The sequence below is a fragment of the Sodalis sp. (in: enterobacteria) genome, assembly GCF_047607725.1.
Taxonomy (GTDB): Bacteria; Pseudomonadota; Gammaproteobacteria; order Enterobacterales; family Enterobacteriaceae; genus JBLKSS01.
In genome coordinates this window covers 1-17,809 of sequence record NZ_JBLKSS010000080.1, presented here as the reverse complement: position 1 = coordinate 17,809, position 17,809 = coordinate 1, and the positions used below count along the sequence as shown (strand labels likewise).

Here is a 17,809-nt window from a genome sequence, read left to right as displayed (position 1 = left end):
CATCGCCGGATTATCCATGATCTGACAGCCGTCCCTTATAGGATGCGGGTTCACTAGGCATCGTAGTGGAACATATTCTTACCGGGCCATACAACAAACCCACCAATAATTCAAGACGTCCTCCACGGGGCGCTTACATATGTAGTCTCCCATCATGAAAATAGAACAAGCGTAAAGAGTAGTACACTTGTCATTCTGCAACTTGGAGTATCATCGGGATCGTATTTATCATGATCACACTAACACACAGGATATTTTATTTTTCAACCAATTAGTTAGTTTTACTTCAATGTATTTGTGAAAGAAATAAGCAACACTTATAGAAGTGATTATAGCTAATATTGAATAGAGGATTCCTAGCAAAGGAGCCTTGGCAGCAGGATCTAAATGGAAAAATAAAGAAAAGATAAGTGGCATGTGTATCAAGTATAGAGAAAAAGGTATATCTCCCAACCATAATAAGCTTTTTGGCAAAAGTTTTGAATTTTATTTTCAGCAAAAGATAAAAAAAGAACAAGTAACCCAATTGGAGCTGCAACACTTACACTAATAGGATGTTCTGAACCTGTTAATAACTCATAGGTAATGTATGCAAGTAATAATATGGCAATAATGCAAGATATGTTCTCAGGGTTGTACCTTTTAATAAGTTTGAAGTAGATAAATCCACTTATGGCTCCAATTAAGAATTCTATAATTATAGGATTGGAAAGAAATCCATATAATGCTATTTTTGTGTGATAACCAGATACATTTAAAGTTATGTTGCTACCAAAAGCATTGGTATAATGAAAACGGCCGAAGAACACCAAATTGAAAGAATTGTGACTCTAAATCTAGATATTAGACAGATAGAAAAGATAATATAGAAATATACCTCATAATTTATTGTCCAACGGACAACGTTAAGCCCATAGTTCATATCTATATAATGGGGTGCGGCACTCGCGTAATATGGGATGAATGTTACTGCGCTAACTAAGTCTTGTGTTTTTTTTCATAATGGAATGTATTCATTGCGCCATTACATAAAAAAAGAACAAATAAAACAATGTAATATACAGGAAGTATTCTGATTGCTCGATTAAATATGAATTTTTTAAAAGATGAAAATTCTGCGGAATAGTGAATTGTTGTGTAAACCATAATGAATCCGCTGATTACGAAAAACAGATCAATACCAATTGCTCCCCACCCTAACAGTTTGCTCCATAAAAATTTATATTCCTCATTCCTACTTAAGTATATGTTGCAGTGTCCTAAAACCACAGCTATCGCCGCAATACCACGAAATGCTTGTATTGTTTTTAATTTTTCATTCATGGAAACCCCGTACCGAAAAAGCTAAGTTAGCATCATCCCGCAATTCCGGCCTTAGGCCTAAACTGTGTCGATGGTTAAGATTCATGAAAAGAAAACTACAAACAAGCCAAATCATCCAACTCATGGTCGGATAGTCCGGTAGTGATTTTGATAAGATTACGTTCCGCACCGTTAGCCAACAGCTGCCGGGCAATCTTAAGCGAGGCAAGCTTTTCACCTTTTTCTATGCCTTTCTGCTCGCCAAGCTGGATGCCTTGTTGGATGCCCCTTTGCTCGCCCTTAGCTTCAAGCTGTTCTGCAATGGTCATGAATGTCCTCCCGGTAGTCAGTGGCTTTGGCGGCGATATTTTGTAGAAATTGCGATTCATCCGAGGTGTTTCCCCGCTCTGCGATATAGTAAATCAGGCTACGGAACTGCTCTTTCGGTATCGCCCATAGCTTGAGTAGACGGGCGATATCAGCAGCCAGTTCTAGCATATCTCGCGTTCGGATGTGCTTCTGTACTAACTCTAGCAGAGCCACCCGCCGATGGGACAATATTTCATCATCCGGCATAGCGGTGATATCAACCAGCGGGAATGCTTGCCTATAGACTGATTCTGCCAGTTCAGGGTCAGCAAAGCAATCGAGCCATTGGGTTGTTGTACGGGTAAGGCGACGTGGTGCCGTGATAGAACAACAGAGGGATCACCACCGGCAACTGATCGTTGCCCTGCTCAAGGTGCCGCTGCATCGCTGCGACGGCATACCGCATCAGGCGAAACGCCATCAGTTTTTCCGGGCGGCTCTGGTGCTCGATAAGACAGTAGACGTAACCATCATGGCCCGTCGTGGTCTTCAGCGAATACAGCATATCCGAGCACTGGCCCTTGAGGTCGTCTTCGATGAAGCTGCCAGAGGCCATCGCCAGTGTGCCGAAATCGCAGCGTTTGCGCAGATGTGGTGGCAGATGAATTTCCAGAAAGTCACGAGCTACAGCGATATCGCCGAGGAACTTTTTGAACAGGGAGTCGTGTTGGGATAGTGAGGATGTAGACATATTTACACCGACTTTGACACGGAGTGTAGCACCTTACCGTTTCTGCTTATCTGGAGGCAAGGAGTATTGAAATGCTGGGTACAGCGTATGAGATTTCCTTCGTCAAATGTAGAAAGTTCGGCAGTCAAATTTGGGTGATTCTGACGTGGTCAGCAAGTCGAAATGAGCGGTAAATTACTGATAAAAATGTCGTGCTTTGTTGTGTTTTGTCGCCTATTTTTTGAACGATAACTTCAATTAAATAATTGATATTTATAGTTTTTATGTATTATGACGCAGCTATGATGCCGATGGCCTGACGCGTCGTCGCCCGGCGCAGATTTGCCAGTCGGCGGCCTTACCGCTATGGTTGATGAGGGGCGTGATTTTTTGTTGCGTCGCGTTCGCGCGACGGCCACAGGCCTCTGAGGTGACCTATAGAAAATCTGGCAGATAGCCCGGCGGTTTTCGACCCAGGACCGACAGTGAGTCAACCAGCGCGTTCCAGCGCGAAGTTGAGGCGTATCTGGAACGCTATCCTCATACCCGGCAGGTGGATCTCCTGCTGACGGATCTTAACGGTAGTTTTCGCGGTAAACGTGTTGCTCTCTCCAGCGTGAGCAATCTGCGCCGCGGTTTTTATTTCCCCGCTTCGGTGTATGCCATGACCGTGACCGGCAAGACGGTCGCGGCGGTAGACCTGGCCGGCGGGGACGGCGAACCTGACCTGCTTTGCCTGCCCCTCGCAGGCTCCCTTAAACCCTCCGCCGCCGATCCCACGCACTGCGCGCAATTACAATTAACCATGCGCGACCGCGACGGCCAGCCCTATGACGTCGAACCGCGCAACGTGCTCAACCGCCTCTGGCAACAGCTGTGCGCGCGGCATCTTTCCGGTGGTGGTGGCGGAGCTGGAGTATTATCTGGTAGACCGGCGGCGTAACGGGGCGCAGATGCCGCAGCCACCCCGCCTGCCCGACGGCCGGCAGCGTGAAAATCAGTGTCAGGTTTATTCCCTGGACCGACTCGACCACTGCGGCGCGGTGCTTGACGATATCGCCCGGCTGGCGCGCCTCCAGGGATTGCCGACAGAGGGCGCGGTGGCGGAGTCCGCCCCGGGCCAGTTCGAGATTAACCTCGCCCATAGCGATCAGGTACTACAAGCCTGCGATCAGGCGCCTACAGTTGAAACGGCTGGTGCGTCGGGTGGCGGAGCAGCACCGCCTGACCACCACCTTCATGGCCAAACCCTATGAAGCCTGGACCGGGAGCGGCCTGCACATCCACCTCAGTTTGTGGGATGCCGCGGGCAACAACGGTCTACTGGATCCCCTGGGACGCCCGTCGCCGCTGATGGCGCGCGCTATCGCCGGGGTGCTGGATCTGCTGCCCGAGTCCATGGCGCTGCTGGCGCCCAATGTCAACGCCTTCCGCCGCTTTCAGCCGGGCGGCTATGTCCCGCTGCGCGCCAATTGGGGCGTTAACAATAGGACGGTGGCCGTGCGTATCCCCTGTAGCGATGCCGAGAATTATCGCCTGGAATATCGCGTCGCCGGGGCGGACGCCAATCCGTATCTGGCGGCGGCGGCGCTGCTGGCCGGTATTGTGCACGGGCTGGACGGCAATGCGCCGCTGCCGCTGCGCCAATGCGAAGCCCTGGCATTGTTCGCCGACGATGTTCGCCTGCCGGCCCTGCTCGGTGAGCGTTTTTGCCGACTCTTCCATACCTGCAAAGCCGCCGAATTGAGTGAGTTCGAGCGACGGGTGACGGCTACCGAAATCGATTGGATGCTGAACAACGCCTGACGCCGCGCGTCTTGCCATCTTGCCGTCGCTGTAGCAAAATACTGCCCGCAAAAACAACCGGCGCCTTTCGGCGCCGGTTGTTTCATCGCTGTTACGCGCAAATGTTGCACGCGCGCGACATGACCGTCACCCGAGGAGGCACCCTCGCGCGTGCATGAGGACGTAAATGAGTATGGGGCAGAAAGTTGTGGCAGGGCAGGCGCCCGGCGAACGCGCTACGTTGAGAAAAACCCTGACCCTGTTTCAGGTCGTGATGATAGGCCTGGCCTACCTGCAGCCGATGACGTTGTTCGATACCTTCGGCATTGTCTCGGGCCTGACCGATGGGCATGTGGCCACCGCCTATGCGGTGGCGCTTTGCGCCGTTCTCTTTACCGCGCTCAGCTATGGTAAACTGGTCCGCCGCTTCCCCTCGGCCGGGTCGGCGTATACCTATGCCCAGAAAGCCATCAGCCCTGGCGTGGGTTTTATGGTGGGCTGGTCGTCGCTGCTGGATTATCTCTTCATGCCGATGATCAACATCCTGTTGGCGAAAATTTACCTGCAGGCGCTGTTCCCGTCGGTGCCGGCCTGGATTTTCGTCGCCGGGCTGGTGGCGATGATGACGCTGTTCAATTTACGCGGCATCCGTTTGGTCGCCCATTTCAACAGCCTGATTGTGGTGCTGCAGGTGGCGATTATGGTGGTATTCCTGGGGCTGGTGATCCACGGGGTGATGCAGGGGGAAGGCAGCGGCACCTTAGTGAGCATCACACCGTTTTGGTCTGATAATGCCCATGTTATCTCCATGATTACCGGCGCCACGATTCTGTGCTTCTCGTTCCTGGGATTTGACGGCATCAGCTTATTGTCCGAAGAAACGCCGGATGCTGGACGGGTGATCCCTCGGGCGATTTTCCTGACCGCGCTGGTTGGCGGCGTGATTTTTATTATCGTCTCCTACTTTTTGCAGCTGTTTTTTCCGGATATCACGCGCTTTCAGCATCCAGACGCATCGCAGCCGGAAATTATGCTGTATGTGGCGGGAAAACTGTTCCAGTTGGTGGTGCTGTGTTTTTCCTGCGTCACGGTGCTGGCTTCCGGTATGGCCTCCCATGCGGGGGTGTCGCGTTTGTTGTACGTCATGGGTCGCGACGGCGTATTTCCGGTGCGATTTTTCGGTTTCGTGCATCCCACCTGGCGTACGCCGGCCCTCAATGTGCTGCTGGTAGGCCTGATTGCCCTGTCGGCGGTGTCGTTTGACTTGGTGACCGCGACCGCGCTGATTAATTTTGGCGCGCTGGTGGCGTTCAGTTTCGTCAACCTTTCGGTCATTGCCCAGTTCTGGCTGCGGGAGCGGCGCCGCCGCCGGTTACGCGATCACCTACACTATTTGCTGCTGCCGCTGGTCGGCGTGCTGACGGTCGGCTTGCTGTGGCTCAACCTGGAGGCCAGCTCCATGATGCTCGGGCTCTGTTGGGGCGCCGCAGGCGTGGCGTATCTGCTGCTGATGACGCGCGGTTTTCGCCGGGCGGTGCCGTAATATCGTGAAGAACTGGCGGGGTAGCGTTTCGCCCCTGCCTTGCCGTCACAACGTTTGCAAATAGTCAAATAGCGCGCGCAGCAGCCGCGCTTTTTGCTCATTCCCTTCATGGGCCTGATACAGCGTCTCCAATTGCTGTACATAGGCCTCCAGTCGCGGCTCGGTAAAGCGGGTTTTGCGGTGCTCCAGCCAGCGTAACTGCTCATCGTGATCCAGCGTGTGGGGGAAATTACGCGCGCGGTAGCGAAACAGCAGCGGCTTCAGGCGCGAGTCGACAAAGCTGATATCCAGCGCCGGCAGATTTTCCGGGGCGGTGGCTTGGATAATATTCATCGCGGCGCGATCGGCATCGCTAAAAAAACCGTCATATAACTGCGCATCCACGTCGTCCAAAGGGGTAAAGGGCGCGCTTTCGGCAAACAGCGCCAGCACTTTTTCCCTGACTTCCGGCCGGCGCCGCAGCCAGGTGAGGTTATCTAGACAACGCTGGCGATGGATGCCAAGCCGTTCGGCATCCATCGGCCGCAGGGTGTTGGCGGGCGCCAGCACCGGGCATTTATTGAGATGTACCAGTTTCAGCGGTACCGCGGCATCTTCCCCCAGCGCGCCGCGCCGCGTGTACAGCCGGGTGCGCAGCGCATCGCTGTCCAGATCCTCCAGGACCTGCATATCGCCGCTGAGATCGCAGACGATGAGCGCGTTGGGGTTATCGGGATGCCAGGCCAGGGGCGCAATCCAGGCGGTATTGCCCCGGGCGGCGCCGAACATACCAGAAACATGGACCAGCGGTTTCATTGTTGCAATGTCCACCAGCGTCTTCAACTGATGCTTGCCGCGGTGGCGGTAAAGATAATCAAACAGCTTCGGCTGCGCCTTACGCATCAATTTGGCCATCGCCAAGGTCGCGTAGACATCGGCCATGGCGTCATGGGCATTGGCATGTTCAATACCGTTGGCGCGGGTCAAATGCTCTAGCCGAAAGCTGGGCAGCCCCTCGTCATTCGACGGCCATTCAATGCCGTCGGGACGCAGGGCGTAGCAGGCGCGCACGACATCCAGCAGGTCCCAGCGGGAATTACCCTGCTGCCAGCTCCAGCCGTAAGGATCGTAAAAGTTGCGGTAAAACAGGTTGCGGCTGACTTCATCATCGAAGCGCACATTGTTGTAACCCAATATGCAAGTACCGGGCACGCTGAATAATTGGTGGATGCGGCGGGCGAATTCGGCTTCGGTGACGCCGTCACGTAACGCCTGTTGGGGCGTGATCTCGGTGATGAGCACCGCCTCCGGCTCCGGTAGATAATCGTCGGCCGGGCGGCAAAAAAAGACTTCCGGCTCGCCTAGGGTCTCGAACTGGCTGTCGGCGCGAATACCCGCGAACTGCGCCGGACGGTCTAGGGCGGGATGTTTACCGAATGTTTCATAATCGAGGACCAGAAATGTGGGCTGCGCTAACGGGTTAGCCATGGCGTGGTCCCCTCCTTTTAGGGTAGTGGCTTCCTTCATAGGTCATGTTTAAGACGTTCAGTATGTACACGGGGTTCCCTGTCGCGTGGTGCTGATGTAGAGATAATTGCGCCTCCCCGATTGCGCCAGGCCAAGTGGCGAGGGCACGTATCGACTGTGGGGCGCAAGGCGGATATCACGCTGATCTTTCGTCATGATAACTCATCTTCGTTAATGGCTGAAAGTTTGACTCGCGTCCTGCGGCGCAGCAGTGATCCCGTGTCTGGTTTTCATGTCGTACGACACAGACACCACATCGAGCGGCAAAGCATCCGTGTACCGACTCTCGGCCTTGGCCACCGTCTTTCCCCGTTCGGCTTCCAGTACCGCCTCCTATACCGCTTCCCGTTCTCGGTCAGCCCTATCGTCGCAAGGATGCCGAGGCGAAGGGGATCACCTCGGACGGGCGCTAGGCACAAATAACAGCAGATTAATTGAGTAAGCGACAATAACGCTAACGGCATAGGTGAAAGGATGAAATAACATTACGTCCGTCGTCCAGGCCGCACTGCATGATGCGGGCGAGCGCCGGAAATTTATTGAATTACCCCACCTTGTGTCGGCGAAGGTCCAGAGTTTATCCCATGGATTGGCGTGTAATACGGCGTTGACCGGATAACGCGTAATTAATTAATCAGCGACAGTAAGCGTCAAAATGAATAAGCCAAGGTAAGCAATGGACATAAACCATGAATATGTTCCATCGATGAGCGCTTTACACTCAGGCATGGCCGAAGCCCTGTCAGGGGTGACTTCATCTGACAGTATCTTGCTGAACATAAACACTTTTGTTACGTTTGTTCGCCTAATAGAGAATAACGAGAAACCGTCAATTCAATTTGAGACATCCCTGGCTGAGACATTAATCAAAGTGGCGCCCGCGGGTGGCGTGGCAAAAATGGTTGAATCTAAATTTGCCGGTAGAACGCTCACATTGACTTTACCTGAACCCTATGCCGACAGCCATGAGGTCGCAGTGAAACGACAGCGCGATAAACGGGTCCACGATGAGAAGATAAAACCTGAGCCCTACCTGAAAATAGGGCGCGCGTTACAGTTTCCTCATCGGCATGAACCCTATCCCGGTCGCCTAGCTTCTCGCTGTACTGATTATATCCGTTCGGCACGCCCGGATGGGGTGCTTAAAAGCAAAGAGGGACCCGAATTACCTCCTCCGAGGTAATCGGGCCATGTTTTCCCCACGAATTTATTTTAATCAGTCTGTTATCGCGGCGTGCCGGGTGGATTCACTCGCAGGACAACTTACATTAGCCTGATTTATGCCGGCGCTACCTTCATCCCCGGGCATTTACTTTATAGTTAATAGACGGTCTTCGGTGGGTGGGTTCCTTGAGCGGAGCCGATGCAGGCCGGAGCAAGATAACTACAGTGCGCCCGGAAGGAACCGCAGGAAATAAAACAACGCGTCAGCATAAAAACGGAATATTACCTGTTTTTCAACCGATTTGGACGCGGGATGCCCGTGTCCGCTGCTAAATAAAGGGTGATAGTGATGACGTTTGAACAATTATTACAGGTGCTTTCTGTGGAAACCCATTTAAACCTTGACGAAGCGATAGACAGCGGGGGTTGCACGTTGGAATTCGATAAAAATATCCGGGTGACGTTGGAGCACCATAATGGCTGCGTCTATATTTTCTCGCCGGTTATGGCAATCACCGGTGAATTGTCGGGGGAGTTTTTCGCCTCTTTGCTACAGGTACAGCTATTTGGTATTGCCACGCACCGCTGTTGGTTTGGTTATGATGTGGGCGGCCAGCGTATTATCCTGTTTTTCCTTATGGATCTGGCGTACAACAGCGTACAAAGCGCGCTGGAAAACATCGAGAATCTAATCGACCAATCCCATTACTGGCTAAAAACCTTGCCCGATATCGCTTGCCACCTTGGCGCTCAGGGCGGGCGCCCCGCGGCCGGCAAACCACTTTGCACCGAGGTGAGTATGGAACCTGTCTCCCGCGCCGGTTTTGTTCTGCGCACTGCCACCTATGCCCTGCTGGATAAGGCGGCATGGCTGGATACGTTGGCGAGCCGTATCACGCGCGGCAGCTTGAACCGAGACCGCCTGGCTTATCGCGTCGGGGGGAGACTTATTCCGTTCGCTGTATCGACAAAAGGGCCTCCTCTATCAGCGTCTGGGCATCCAGCCAGCGGCGAGCGATATCGGGACGCTGTTTGTTCAAGGCTTCCCCTGCACGATCAAAGCCACCGCCGACATGACGCCGGCGGCGCTGACCCGCTTGGTGCTTAAAGCCTATGTTAGCGGCCGTTTGCCGGCGCTTGAGACGCCGTTGGCCACGCTGCCGACGTCGGTCGGCCAGGCTTTCCGCCAGCAGCGGGACAGTATTCTAGCCTTCATCGACCGTTTGCCGGACGCGAAGATTACCGCCACCGCCGGCCTACCGGATGAAATTACCGCGGTGACCGCCACCTTAGCGCGGGAAATCGAGCCGGATGAAAAGCGTCGCCTTGACAAGCGCCGCGGTTTCCCGCTGCCGGTAAAACATCCGGTCATGCGCGGCAAATGGGCGGTGGATCCCGGTTTCGACCGGGCTTGGGACGAGGGTATGGCGCTTGTCATCCACCCGGCGGAGCATGAGTTGCGGCTGTGGGTGCAAAAGGGCGTGCGGGCGTGGCACAGCGCCTGGCAAGGCGCCGGCGGCGCCAGGCCCGCCCCAAGCTGTGACGATGCGCTGGGTTTATTGGCCGTTACCCGTTTGCTAAATCCCGCGGGTATCGTTCAGGCGCTGGGGTAGCGCATCCTGTCGCAATTCGATGGCGGCCAGCCCGACCGCATATGTTATCAAGGGCTATGGTTACAGTTGGCGAAGCCGACGGTAAACTTTGAGGTGAGTCCGGGGGACGGCGTCAATATCGACGCCACGCTGAGCTGGCCTATTGTGCACTATGGCCCCCGTTCCCGCTGTGATATCACGCTGCTCGAGACGGGTGGAACGGCAACGCTGTCCAGTACCGTACATATTCACCTGGAGGTGAAACTGCTCACGGTGTTGAGCAACAAAGCGTCACGCTGGGGCCAGCCCGGCTGCTGATCCGGGAAATCTGGCGCTATAGTGCGCCGGAATCACACCATGCCGCCGCCACGCTGCCGGGATCGGGAAGCCCGCTGGTCAAAATGATGGGCGAAATCGATTAAGGACCTGTCCGCGTGACTGAAACCGTTAGCGTGACGCCGTATAAGCCGCTCTCCCGACGGTGATATCAAACCCTGTCGATACAGGAGGCGACGTTGGATAGGGGGCGGAAATGAGCCGGTGATGAAAGCCGCAGCCGAGTGCTGAAGAAAAGACTGATGATATCCATTACGGGTACGGGACACCGCGGCGCTTTGCAAATAAGTGCTTGATTTCATGCCAGCCAACGTAGGATGAGAGTAACAACAATAATCCAGAATAATAAACAGATAATAAATACCCCCCGCCAAGCAATATAGCGGGTCATTAAGATTCTATTCCGTAATTTATGTATGGGGTGCATAACAACTTAAACCAAAATGAAATGTCCTATGCCGGAAATACGGTTTACAGTTCGACATCATAAACATACCGACTTAAACTGCAATTGAATATCAAATAACAATCCTGAAAAGCGAGTATAAAAAAAGACAAGGTAAAAAGATGAAGATGATTGCCCATCCGCCGGGCAATGACGGTTCCCCATGAAACGACAGAGATTTTTATTGCGGGCGAGCCTATTATTAAACTGATTTGACGACCTTTTGACAATGGCTGTTTAAGTTAAAGTTATTTTTCCCCAGATAGAAAACGGCACTGTCGTTCTCGCTGTTAACAGGTATTGACCTTTTTTATCATCTAAAGAGCATAACCGGCGATGACAAACGTTTTACTTTTGCCGGTAATCATCCCACCGCCTGGCCGTTGCCATCCTCTCTTTCTCGGCGCTGCCGACTCGCTTAGTGGACGAACGCCCGCTAAAAGCGCTTGACGGCGCGTTGGTGCTGTGCTTTGGGCCAACCGGCGCAACATCTGCTTACCTCGACGGCGCCTGCTTGTCGCAGGCTAAGGCCGATCCCGCCAGCGGGTCAATCCTCACCGACACGGCGGCTGCCGGCCCAGGGTGAGGAGGCCCTCAACACCGCCGCGATGCACTCGCCATCATGCGCCATAAACAGAGCCTAAGCGTGTCTCACAGGAAAATGCCGTCATGCCGCAGACGGGATGGCCAGAGCAGATAAGCGGGAGTGTCAACGAAGGCAAGAGAGGCAGGCGGGCAGCGACTCAGGCAGGCGGGTAGATCGGTCGGTGGGATAGGTTAGGTAGGTGGGTAGATTGGGTAGGCGGGCAGGCTAGGCTGGGATTATAATTAGGTTTATAAATGATTTTGTGATTATTTATGTCAATGGTATTCAAATTGACTAAAATAGACCTTTCCCTGGTTCTTGGTTACTCCGGCGTGCGTCTCGACAAAAAAATCTCTCCTCTCGAATACCGTATCTACCAACATTACCGTCTCGCCCATGGCCTGCGCATCAGTCTGGCGTTTGTGCTTACCTTCCTGATCGTGCGCCTGCTGGCGTTGCCGGAAGGCACATGGCCGCTGATTACCCTGGTCGTGGTCATGGAGCCTATCTCATTTTGGGGCAACGTATTACAACGGGCGTTGCAGCGCATTGCCGGCACGGTATTCGGCGCGGCGTCGGGCCTTATCACCCTGCGTCTTGAACTGTTTTCCTTACCGGTGATGCTGGCCTGGTGCGGTTTAGTGATGTTTATCTGCGGCTATCTCACCTTAGGCAAACGCCCTTATATGGCGCTTTATATGGCGCTTTTGATCGGCATCACGCTGGCGGTGGTATGCGGCGCGGGCGCGGGCGATATGCGCACCGCCCTGTGGCGCAGCGGGGATGTGGTAATAGGGTCGTTGCTGGCGTTGCTGTTTACCAGCATCTACCCGCAGCGGGCGTTTATCCATTGGCGCATGCAAATGCGCTTTAGCCTGCTGGCCATCAGTAAAATTTACTCGGCCTATATCTCCCCCAATGTCATCGAGCGGCCGCGGCTGGAGGGCAGGCTGAAGACCGTTCTGAATGATGTCGTCAAAATTCGCGCGCTGCTGACGCCGGCAAGCAAGGAAACCAGCTTGCCGAAACCGGTAATGGAATCCATCCAGACGCTGAGCCGCAATATGGTTTGCGTACTGGAGCTGCAAATCGAGGCGTGGTGGGCATCGCGCGCGAGTCATTTTCTATTGCTGAACGCCACGTCGCTGCGCAGTACGCAAATCAGGACCCTGCGGACGCTGGCGGAAGCGCTACGCGAGGGAAATCCCGAGCCTATCGTCGCCAACAGCGAGGAGTTGGCTTCCATCGCGGCGGAGCTGCATCAAATGCGGGAAAGCATCAATCAGCGTCATCAGATTGAGGCGCCTATCTACGGCTATGTGTTGCTAACTCTGAAACTGGCTCAACAGCTAGAAGAGCTGGCGCAGCTTTTGTGTATCGCGTTACGCCGGCCAATGCCCTAACTGGCGCCGCGCGCCAGCGCAGATTTTTACCAGCGCCAAAAAGCGGGTAGAATGGGAGCATGCCAAAGTGGTGCATAGCTGCTACTCTGTTAACATGCAGCATTGCAAAGAATTTAACGTATCAGCTAAGCAAGGAAACTGAAATGGATCACATTAAGCCTTCATTTCACGATGTCCTGGAATTCGTGCGAATGTTTCGCCGCAAGAACAAGCTGCAGCGCGAGATTGCCGACAATGAGAAGAAAATCCGCGACAACCAGAAGCGTGTGCTGCTGCTGGACAACCTGAGCGACTACATCAAATCGGGTATGTCCATTGAAGAAATCCAGGCGATTATTAGCAATATGCGTACCGATTACGAAGATCGCATCGATGACTACATCATTAAAAACGCCGAGCTGTCGAAAGAGCGACGCGAGCTGTCGAAAAAACTGAAGGCGATTGGGGAAGTCAAGGCCCTCAATTCCGTTGCCGATAGGCAGCCCTAACCGCGGCGCCTGCAGCATAGGATGTTGAGACAGCTAGCGCTGGCCGGGTTTTCCCGGCCTTTTTTTATCAAAAAATACACCATATTGCATATTATTATTATTAATTGTTTATCATTAAATATATATAGCTGATGCAGATAAATAAAATAACGCAGCGGCGAAAATGATGATAGCATTATCATCTTGCCTGTTAGTTTAATCACTACCCAGGCGTCAGGGCAGAGAATAATGGGACTAAGCCACTTAATTATATTATTGATTTATTATGAATCTAATTACTTTTTTTTGTATTGATGACCGGGGCAAATGGAAGTTTCTGAGCCTGGCAGGATTTTTACCGGTAAAAAAGGGCGTCAACGGCGGCCTGGGTTCAAGGCGGATAAGTTCTCTCATGACGTATATAAATATGATCAAGGTATAATATTACGTCAGGTTGTATTAATATTTCTATTGGTGGTGTTACTGTATTGGTTAGGCAAATTGCCTGGCACATTTTCCCCTGCGGAAAAAAAAGGGGAGGGGGGGTGTGACACGGCCGAAGCTATCCCCATCGCGCCGCACCGCGTCCTTGACTACGGGGCGCCGGCAACGGGGGCCACGTTGTCCGCAGCGGATCCGATCTATTCCCAGATACCGAACTATTCGCAGGGTAATGGGCAAGCAACCGGCTAGCGCCGGACGAAATTCACCCCCGTCAGCGTATGCTGTCAAAAGCTGTATTGCCGGATAAAGCAAAAGAAGATAATTTTTTTCAGCCATATGAAAAAAATACTGAAACGCGAAATCAGGCAGTTATTAAAATCAACTCGGCCAATAAAAGAAAATTAAAGCGCCGTGCCGAATTAATTCTCAAGCATGGCCTTAATATAAAACTGCCCGCAAGTGCATTATTTTTTGCGAGAACCTCTTCCCGGCGCACTGTAGACGTTGGCGGCCATTGCGACCCCCGAGAGGGGGGGCGAGTGCTATTGCGCCGAAAGCGGGCCGCAAGCGACGTCCGGCGGCGTAGGTGCAGGTCCCCGTTGCTGCAGCTCAATGGTGCATCACCGCCAGCCGCCGGATATTTTGCTCAATGACCGCCGCGGACGTCTCAAATTGGCGCCGCTCCTGCGGCGTGAAATCCAGCTCGATAATTTGCGCCACGCCGTCTTGCGACATCACCGCCGGTACGTCGATGGCCAAACCGCGCTGGCCGTATTCGCCATCCAGCACGCAGGAGACCGTCAGGGCGCGGTGACTGCCGGTTAAAAGGTTGCGGCAAATTTCGGCGATTGTGCCGGCGACGCCATATTCCGTGCAGCCTTTCTGGGCATAAATGTCGAAGCTGGTTTTGCGGGTACGTTCCGCCAGCGCGGCGAAATTCAGCGTTTGGCCGTTCTTGCCGCTGCTGAATTCCTCCAGGGGCATACCGTAGACCGCACAGTGGGACCACACCGGAAATTGACTGTCGCCATGTTCCCCCACAATAAACGCGTCGATACTTTGCGGCGCGATATCCAATTGCTCCGCCAACAGGCGGCGAAGCCGGGTGGTATCCAGCCAAACGCCGGTGCCCAGGACGCGATGGCGTGGCAGACCTGACAGTTTCCATACCTGATAGGTAATAATATCGCAGGGATTGGTGGCGATGAGGAAAATACCGTTAAAGCCGCCCGCCATCATTTGCGGCACAATCTGCCCGACGATACCGGCGGTGGCGTCCAGCTCATCCAGCCGGGTCTGGTCCGGTTTCAGACTGCCCCCTGACACGGTAATGACGGCGATATCAACATCGGCGCAATCCGCCGCGCTACGGCTGCTGACCGTCACCCGGCTTGGCATATAGGCCGCCGCATCGGCCAGATCTTTGCGCTGGCCTTCCAGCCGCGCCTGATTGATGTCCACCAGAATCAGTTCTTCGTCGATTTGCTGGTTTAACAGAGCAGAGGCGGCGGATGCGCCGACATTGCCGGTACCGATAATCATGACCTTGCGTGGTTTCATAAAACGTCCTCTTGTCAAAAATACCGGCGGTAGCCAGGCCACGCGCCGTTTAACCCTGCCATAGTAAATGAATAATATCACTATTAACAAAATGATATGCTTATGGCGGCATCTACTGCCATGACGTGAGCGTGAGGGGATCATGACGGCAATGTTTTTCGAGTACGGCAGCAAAGAAACCGATTGGCTGGCCAGGCGGGATAAGCGCATGGCGCAGGCCATTGCACATTTTGGCATACTCCGGCGTGGGATGATGCCGGATTTGTTTGCCGCGCTGGTCAGAAACATTGTCGACCAGCAAATATCCACCAAGACGGGCCTAACGGTCAACGCCCGTCTCCTGGCGCTGGCCGGCTCGGTGACGCCGCAACGGCTGGAGGCGCTGCCGGCGCAGGCGATTCAAGGCTGCGGAATGTCGATGAAAAAGGCGTTATATATCAAGGGTGCTGCCAGCGCCGCCATGAGCGGCGAGCTGGATTTAAGCGCCATTCATCACGCCAGCGATGAACAGGTGATCGCCACCTTATCCCGTCTGCCGGGCATTGGCGTCTGGACGGCGGAGATGTTGATGATTTTCTCCCTGGGCAGGCCGGATGTGCTGAGCTGGGGAGACTTGGCCATCCGGCGCGGCATCATGCATCTTTACCGCCACAAAACGCTGCCGCGGGAGCGATTCGAGCGGTATCGCCGCAGCTACGCGCCCTATGGCAGCATCGCGTCGTTTTATCTGTGGGCAATGTCTACGCCGGATTATGCGGCAGGGCTGGCGGCGCTCAAACCCGCGGCGTCCTAAATCTCGCCGGGGGCGTTCCGGCGCCAGGTCATGCCCGCGCGTCTTATCATGAAGAAGACGCCGGCCCGCGGCGCCGGTTGCCGCGATGACAGGCTATGCCGTCGCAGGTGCCGCTTATCCGCGCGGCGAACCTCGCTGGGTTTGCAGTTTTGGGCTGGGTAGTAAGGCCCGTTGCGGTCTATGAAAGGGGGATGTCGCGGGAACCGCGGGGGTGACGGCGGTGAGCGGGCCGCGCCGGCGCTCGCCGGGCGGTCCGTAAACGGCGTCAGGCGCTGAGCCAGCCCAGCTTGATGACAAACAGAATCGACAGTACAATCAGCGCCACGTTCAGATCGCGATAGCGGCCGGTCAGCAGTTTTACCAGCGTCCAGGTAATGAAACCGAAGGCGATGCCGTTGGCAATCGAGTACGTCAGCGGCATGGTCAGGGCGGTAACGGTGACCGGGGCCGACACGGTGATATCTCTCCAGTCAATTTCCGCCAGTCCGGAGGTCATCAGCACCGCCACAAACAGCAGCGCCGGCGCGGTGGCGAACGCGGGGACGCTTGAGGCCAGCGGCGCGAAAAACAGGCTGAGCAGGAACAGGATACCGGCGACGATCGCCGTGAGACCCGTCCGGCCGCCGGCGCTGACGCCCGCGGCGGATTCGACATAGCTGGTGGTGGTGGACGTGCCTAACAACGAGCCAAAAAGCGCCGCAACGCTGTCGGCCACCAGCGCTTTGCCCATTTTAGGGATATTGCCCTGTTCATCCGCCAGTCCGGCGCGTTTGGTCACGCCGATAAGCGTGCCGGAGTTGTCAAACACATCCACAAACAGGAAGGCGAAAATGACGCTCACCAGCGATATATCCAAAGCGCCGAGGATATTCAGCTGCAGGAAGGTCGGGGCGATCGACGGGCGGCATGGAGACGACGCCGGCAAACGGGCTGATGCCCACCGCGATGGACAGAAATGTAATCGCCAGAATACCGATTAACACCGCGCCCGGCACGCGCAGCGCTTTCAGCACCACGATAACAATGAAGCCCAACATGGCAAACAGCGGGCCCGGCCGGGTGAGATCGCTGAGGCCGACCAGCATCGCCGGATTATCCACCACGATGCCGGCGCCCTGCAGCGCGATGATAGCCAGGAACAAACCGATACCCGCGGCAATACCCGAACGCAGCGGCAAGGGAATGCTGGTGATAATCCATTCGCGGATTTTAAAGATCGACAGCACAAAGAAAATCAGCGCCGACAGGAACACCGCACCCAGCGCGATTTGCCAGGTATAACCCATATGCAAGACCACGGTATAGGTAAAAAAGGCGTTTAGCCCCATGCCGGGCGCCAGAGCGATCGGGTAGTTGGCGATAAACCCCATTAACATAGAACCGATTGCCGCCGCGAGGCMGGTCGCGACAAACACCGAGCCTTTGTCCATGCCGGTGGCGCTGAGGATAGTCGGGTTGACAAACAAGATATAAGCCATTGCCAAAAAGGTCGTCAAGCCAGCGACAATCTCGGTACGTACGTAAGCGTACGCCCAGCGCCGTCTGTTAATTCCCCATCAAGTTATTGAAGATGATGTCCATTATTTTTTTAATGGGCTCAATTCATGAAATAAACCCCACCAAAAACCTCAAGACGTCGTCCCAATTTCCCGCTGGACTTTAACATTAAGCTGGTTGAGCAGGCGCTCCAGCGCGGCGTATCCATTGCCAAGCTGGCACGGGATAACGGTATCAATGACCATTTGCTGTTCAACTGGCGCCAGCTCTACCGTCAGGGCAAGTTCGGTGTCCAACCTAAAATCCCCACTACACAGCAGGCTGAGCTACTGGCGGTTACACTCACC

General features: G+C 54.3%; 12 protein-coding genes and 4 pseudogenes. 11 read left to right on the top strand and 5 right to left on the bottom strand.

Translation table 11 applies throughout. From position 1 onward, the window contains the following. Nucleotides 1-370 precede the first annotated feature (370 nt). Nucleotides 371-550, top strand: coding sequence for a hypothetical protein (locus ACMX3H_RS08065; RefSeq protein WP_415210435.1), 180 nt, complete (start codon nt 371-373; stop codon nt 548-550). Between the two features lie 428 nt (nt 551-978). Here ACMX3H_RS08065 and ACMX3H_RS08060 read toward each other — a convergent pair whose 3' ends face one another. After that, complete coding sequence (locus ACMX3H_RS08060) at nt 979-1,323, bottom strand: acyltransferase family protein (RefSeq protein ID WP_415210434.1); 345 nt, start codon at nt 1,321-1,323, stop codon at nt 979-981. Nucleotides 1,324-1,418: 95 nt separating this feature from the next. After that, nucleotides 1,419-2,362: pseudogene (locus ACMX3H_RS08055) on the bottom strand (Rpn family recombination-promoting nuclease/putative transposase). A 445-nt stretch (nt 2,363-2,807) separates the two neighbouring features. On the opposite strand from ACMX3H_RS08055, the pseudogene ACMX3H_RS08050 reads away from it, so the two are divergent. After that, nucleotides 2,808-4,147: pseudogene (locus ACMX3H_RS08050) on the top strand (glutamine synthetase family protein); the annotation flags it as partial. A 172-nt stretch (nt 4,148-4,319) separates the two neighbouring features. Next, a complete protein-coding gene (locus ACMX3H_RS08045; RefSeq protein WP_415210433.1) occupies nt 4,320-5,669 on the top strand; it encodes an APC family permease in 1,350 nt (449 codons plus the stop codon). 45 nt (nt 5,670-5,714) lie between these two features. On the opposite strand, the gene sbcB is transcribed toward ACMX3H_RS08045, so the two are convergent. Then, nucleotides 5,715-7,136, bottom strand: a complete 1,422-nt coding sequence (gene sbcB / locus ACMX3H_RS08040) for an exodeoxyribonuclease I (protein ID WP_415210432.1) — start codon at nt 7,134-7,136, stop codon at nt 5,715-5,717. Between the two features lie 715 nt (nt 7,137-7,851). On the opposite strand from sbcB, the gene ACMX3H_RS08035 reads away from it, so the two are divergent. The 6 genes from ACMX3H_RS08035 (at nt 7,852) to tmaR (ending at nt 13,189) form a co-directional block, all read left to right on the top strand. After that, nucleotides 7,852-8,358: a hypothetical protein gene (locus ACMX3H_RS08035; RefSeq protein WP_415210431.1), complete on the top strand. Its 507-nt coding sequence runs from the start codon at nt 7,852-7,854 to the stop codon at nt 8,356-8,358. A gap of 330 nt (nt 8,359-8,688) precedes the next feature. Beyond that, nucleotides 8,689-9,447, top strand: a complete 759-nt coding sequence (locus tag ACMX3H_RS08030) for a type III secretion system chaperone (protein WP_415210430.1) — start codon at nt 8,689-8,691, stop codon at nt 9,445-9,447. Continuing rightward, the gene (locus tag ACMX3H_RS08025; RefSeq protein ID WP_415210429.1) at nt 9,413-9,952 is read left to right on the top strand and encodes a hypothetical protein; all 540 of its coding nucleotides are present in this window, start codon (nt 9,413-9,415) and stop codon (nt 9,950-9,952) included. The genes ACMX3H_RS08030 and ACMX3H_RS08025 overlap by 35 nt, the downstream gene beginning before the upstream one ends. 93 nt (nt 9,953-10,045) lie before the next feature. Next, the gene (locus tag ACMX3H_RS08020; RefSeq protein WP_415210428.1) at nt 10,046-10,249 is read left to right on the top strand and encodes a hypothetical protein; all 204 of its coding nucleotides are present in this window, start codon (nt 10,046-10,048) and stop codon (nt 10,247-10,249) included. Nucleotides 10,250-11,630: 1,381 nt separating this feature from the next. Continuing rightward, nucleotides 11,631-12,701, top strand: a complete 1,071-nt coding sequence (locus tag ACMX3H_RS08015; RefSeq protein WP_415210437.1) for an FUSC family protein — start codon at nt 11,631-11,633, stop codon at nt 12,699-12,701. A gap of 143 nt (nt 12,702-12,844) precedes the next feature. Next, nucleotides 12,845-13,189 (top strand): PTS system regulator TmaR, encoded by a 345-nt coding sequence (gene tmaR / locus ACMX3H_RS08010; protein WP_415210427.1) that lies wholly within the window; start codon nt 12,845-12,847, stop codon nt 13,187-13,189. A 1,032-nt stretch (nt 13,190-14,221) separates the two neighbouring features. On the opposite strand, the gene ACMX3H_RS08005 is transcribed toward tmaR, so the two are convergent. Further along, entirely contained in the window at nt 14,222-15,172 is a 951-nt protein-coding gene (locus ACMX3H_RS08005) for an L-lactate dehydrogenase (RefSeq protein WP_415210426.1), read from the bottom strand. A gap of 151 nt (nt 15,173-15,323) precedes the next feature. On the opposite strand from ACMX3H_RS08005, the gene ACMX3H_RS08000 reads away from it, so the two are divergent. Then, the gene (locus ACMX3H_RS08000; RefSeq protein WP_415210436.1) at nt 15,324-15,965 is read left to right on the top strand and encodes a DNA-3-methyladenine glycosylase family protein; all 642 of its coding nucleotides are present in this window, start codon (nt 15,324-15,326) and stop codon (nt 15,963-15,965) included. A gap of 265 nt (nt 15,966-16,230) precedes the next feature. Here ACMX3H_RS08000 and ACMX3H_RS07995 read toward each other — a convergent pair. Further along, a pseudogene (locus ACMX3H_RS07995) lies at nt 16,231-17,515 on the bottom strand (NCS2 family permease). A gap of 93 nt (nt 17,516-17,608) precedes the next feature. Here ACMX3H_RS07995 and ACMX3H_RS07990 point away from each other — a divergent pair. Beyond that, a pseudogene (locus tag ACMX3H_RS07990) lies at nt 17,609-17,809 on the top strand (transposase); the annotation flags it as partial.

Excerpts from the sequence above, each read along its gene's own strand:
- ACMX3H_RS08060 (WP_415210434.1), bottom strand. The coding sequence starts at position 1,323 with ATGAATGAAAAATTAAAAACAATACAAGCATTTCGTGGTATTGCGGCG.
- ACMX3H_RS08030 (WP_415210430.1), top strand. The coding sequence starts at position 8,689 with ATGACGTTTGAACAATTATTACAGGTGCTTTCTGTGGAAACCCATTTA.
- ACMX3H_RS08025 (WP_415210429.1), top strand. The coding sequence starts at position 9,413 with ATGACGCCGGCGGCGCTGACCCGCTTGGTGCTTAAAGCCTATGTTAGC.
- ACMX3H_RS08045 (WP_415210433.1), top strand. The coding sequence starts at position 4,320 with ATGGGGCAGAAAGTTGTGGCAGGGCAGGCGCCCGGCGAACGCGCTACG.
- ACMX3H_RS08035 (WP_415210431.1), top strand. The coding sequence starts at position 7,852 with ATGGACATAAACCATGAATATGTTCCATCGATGAGCGCTTTACACTCA.
- ACMX3H_RS08000 (WP_415210436.1), top strand. The coding sequence starts at position 15,324 with ATGTTTTTCGAGTACGGCAGCAAAGAAACCGATTGGCTGGCCAGGCGG.
- tmaR (WP_415210427.1), top strand. The coding sequence starts at position 12,845 with ATGGATCACATTAAGCCTTCATTTCACGATGTCCTGGAATTCGTGCGA.
- sbcB (WP_415210432.1), bottom strand. The coding sequence starts at position 7,136 with ATGGCTAACCCGTTAGCGCAGCCCACATTTCTGGTCCTCGATTATGAA.
- ACMX3H_RS08005 (WP_415210426.1), bottom strand. The coding sequence starts at position 15,172 with ATGAAACCACGCAAGGTCATGATTATCGGTACCGGCAATGTCGGCGCA.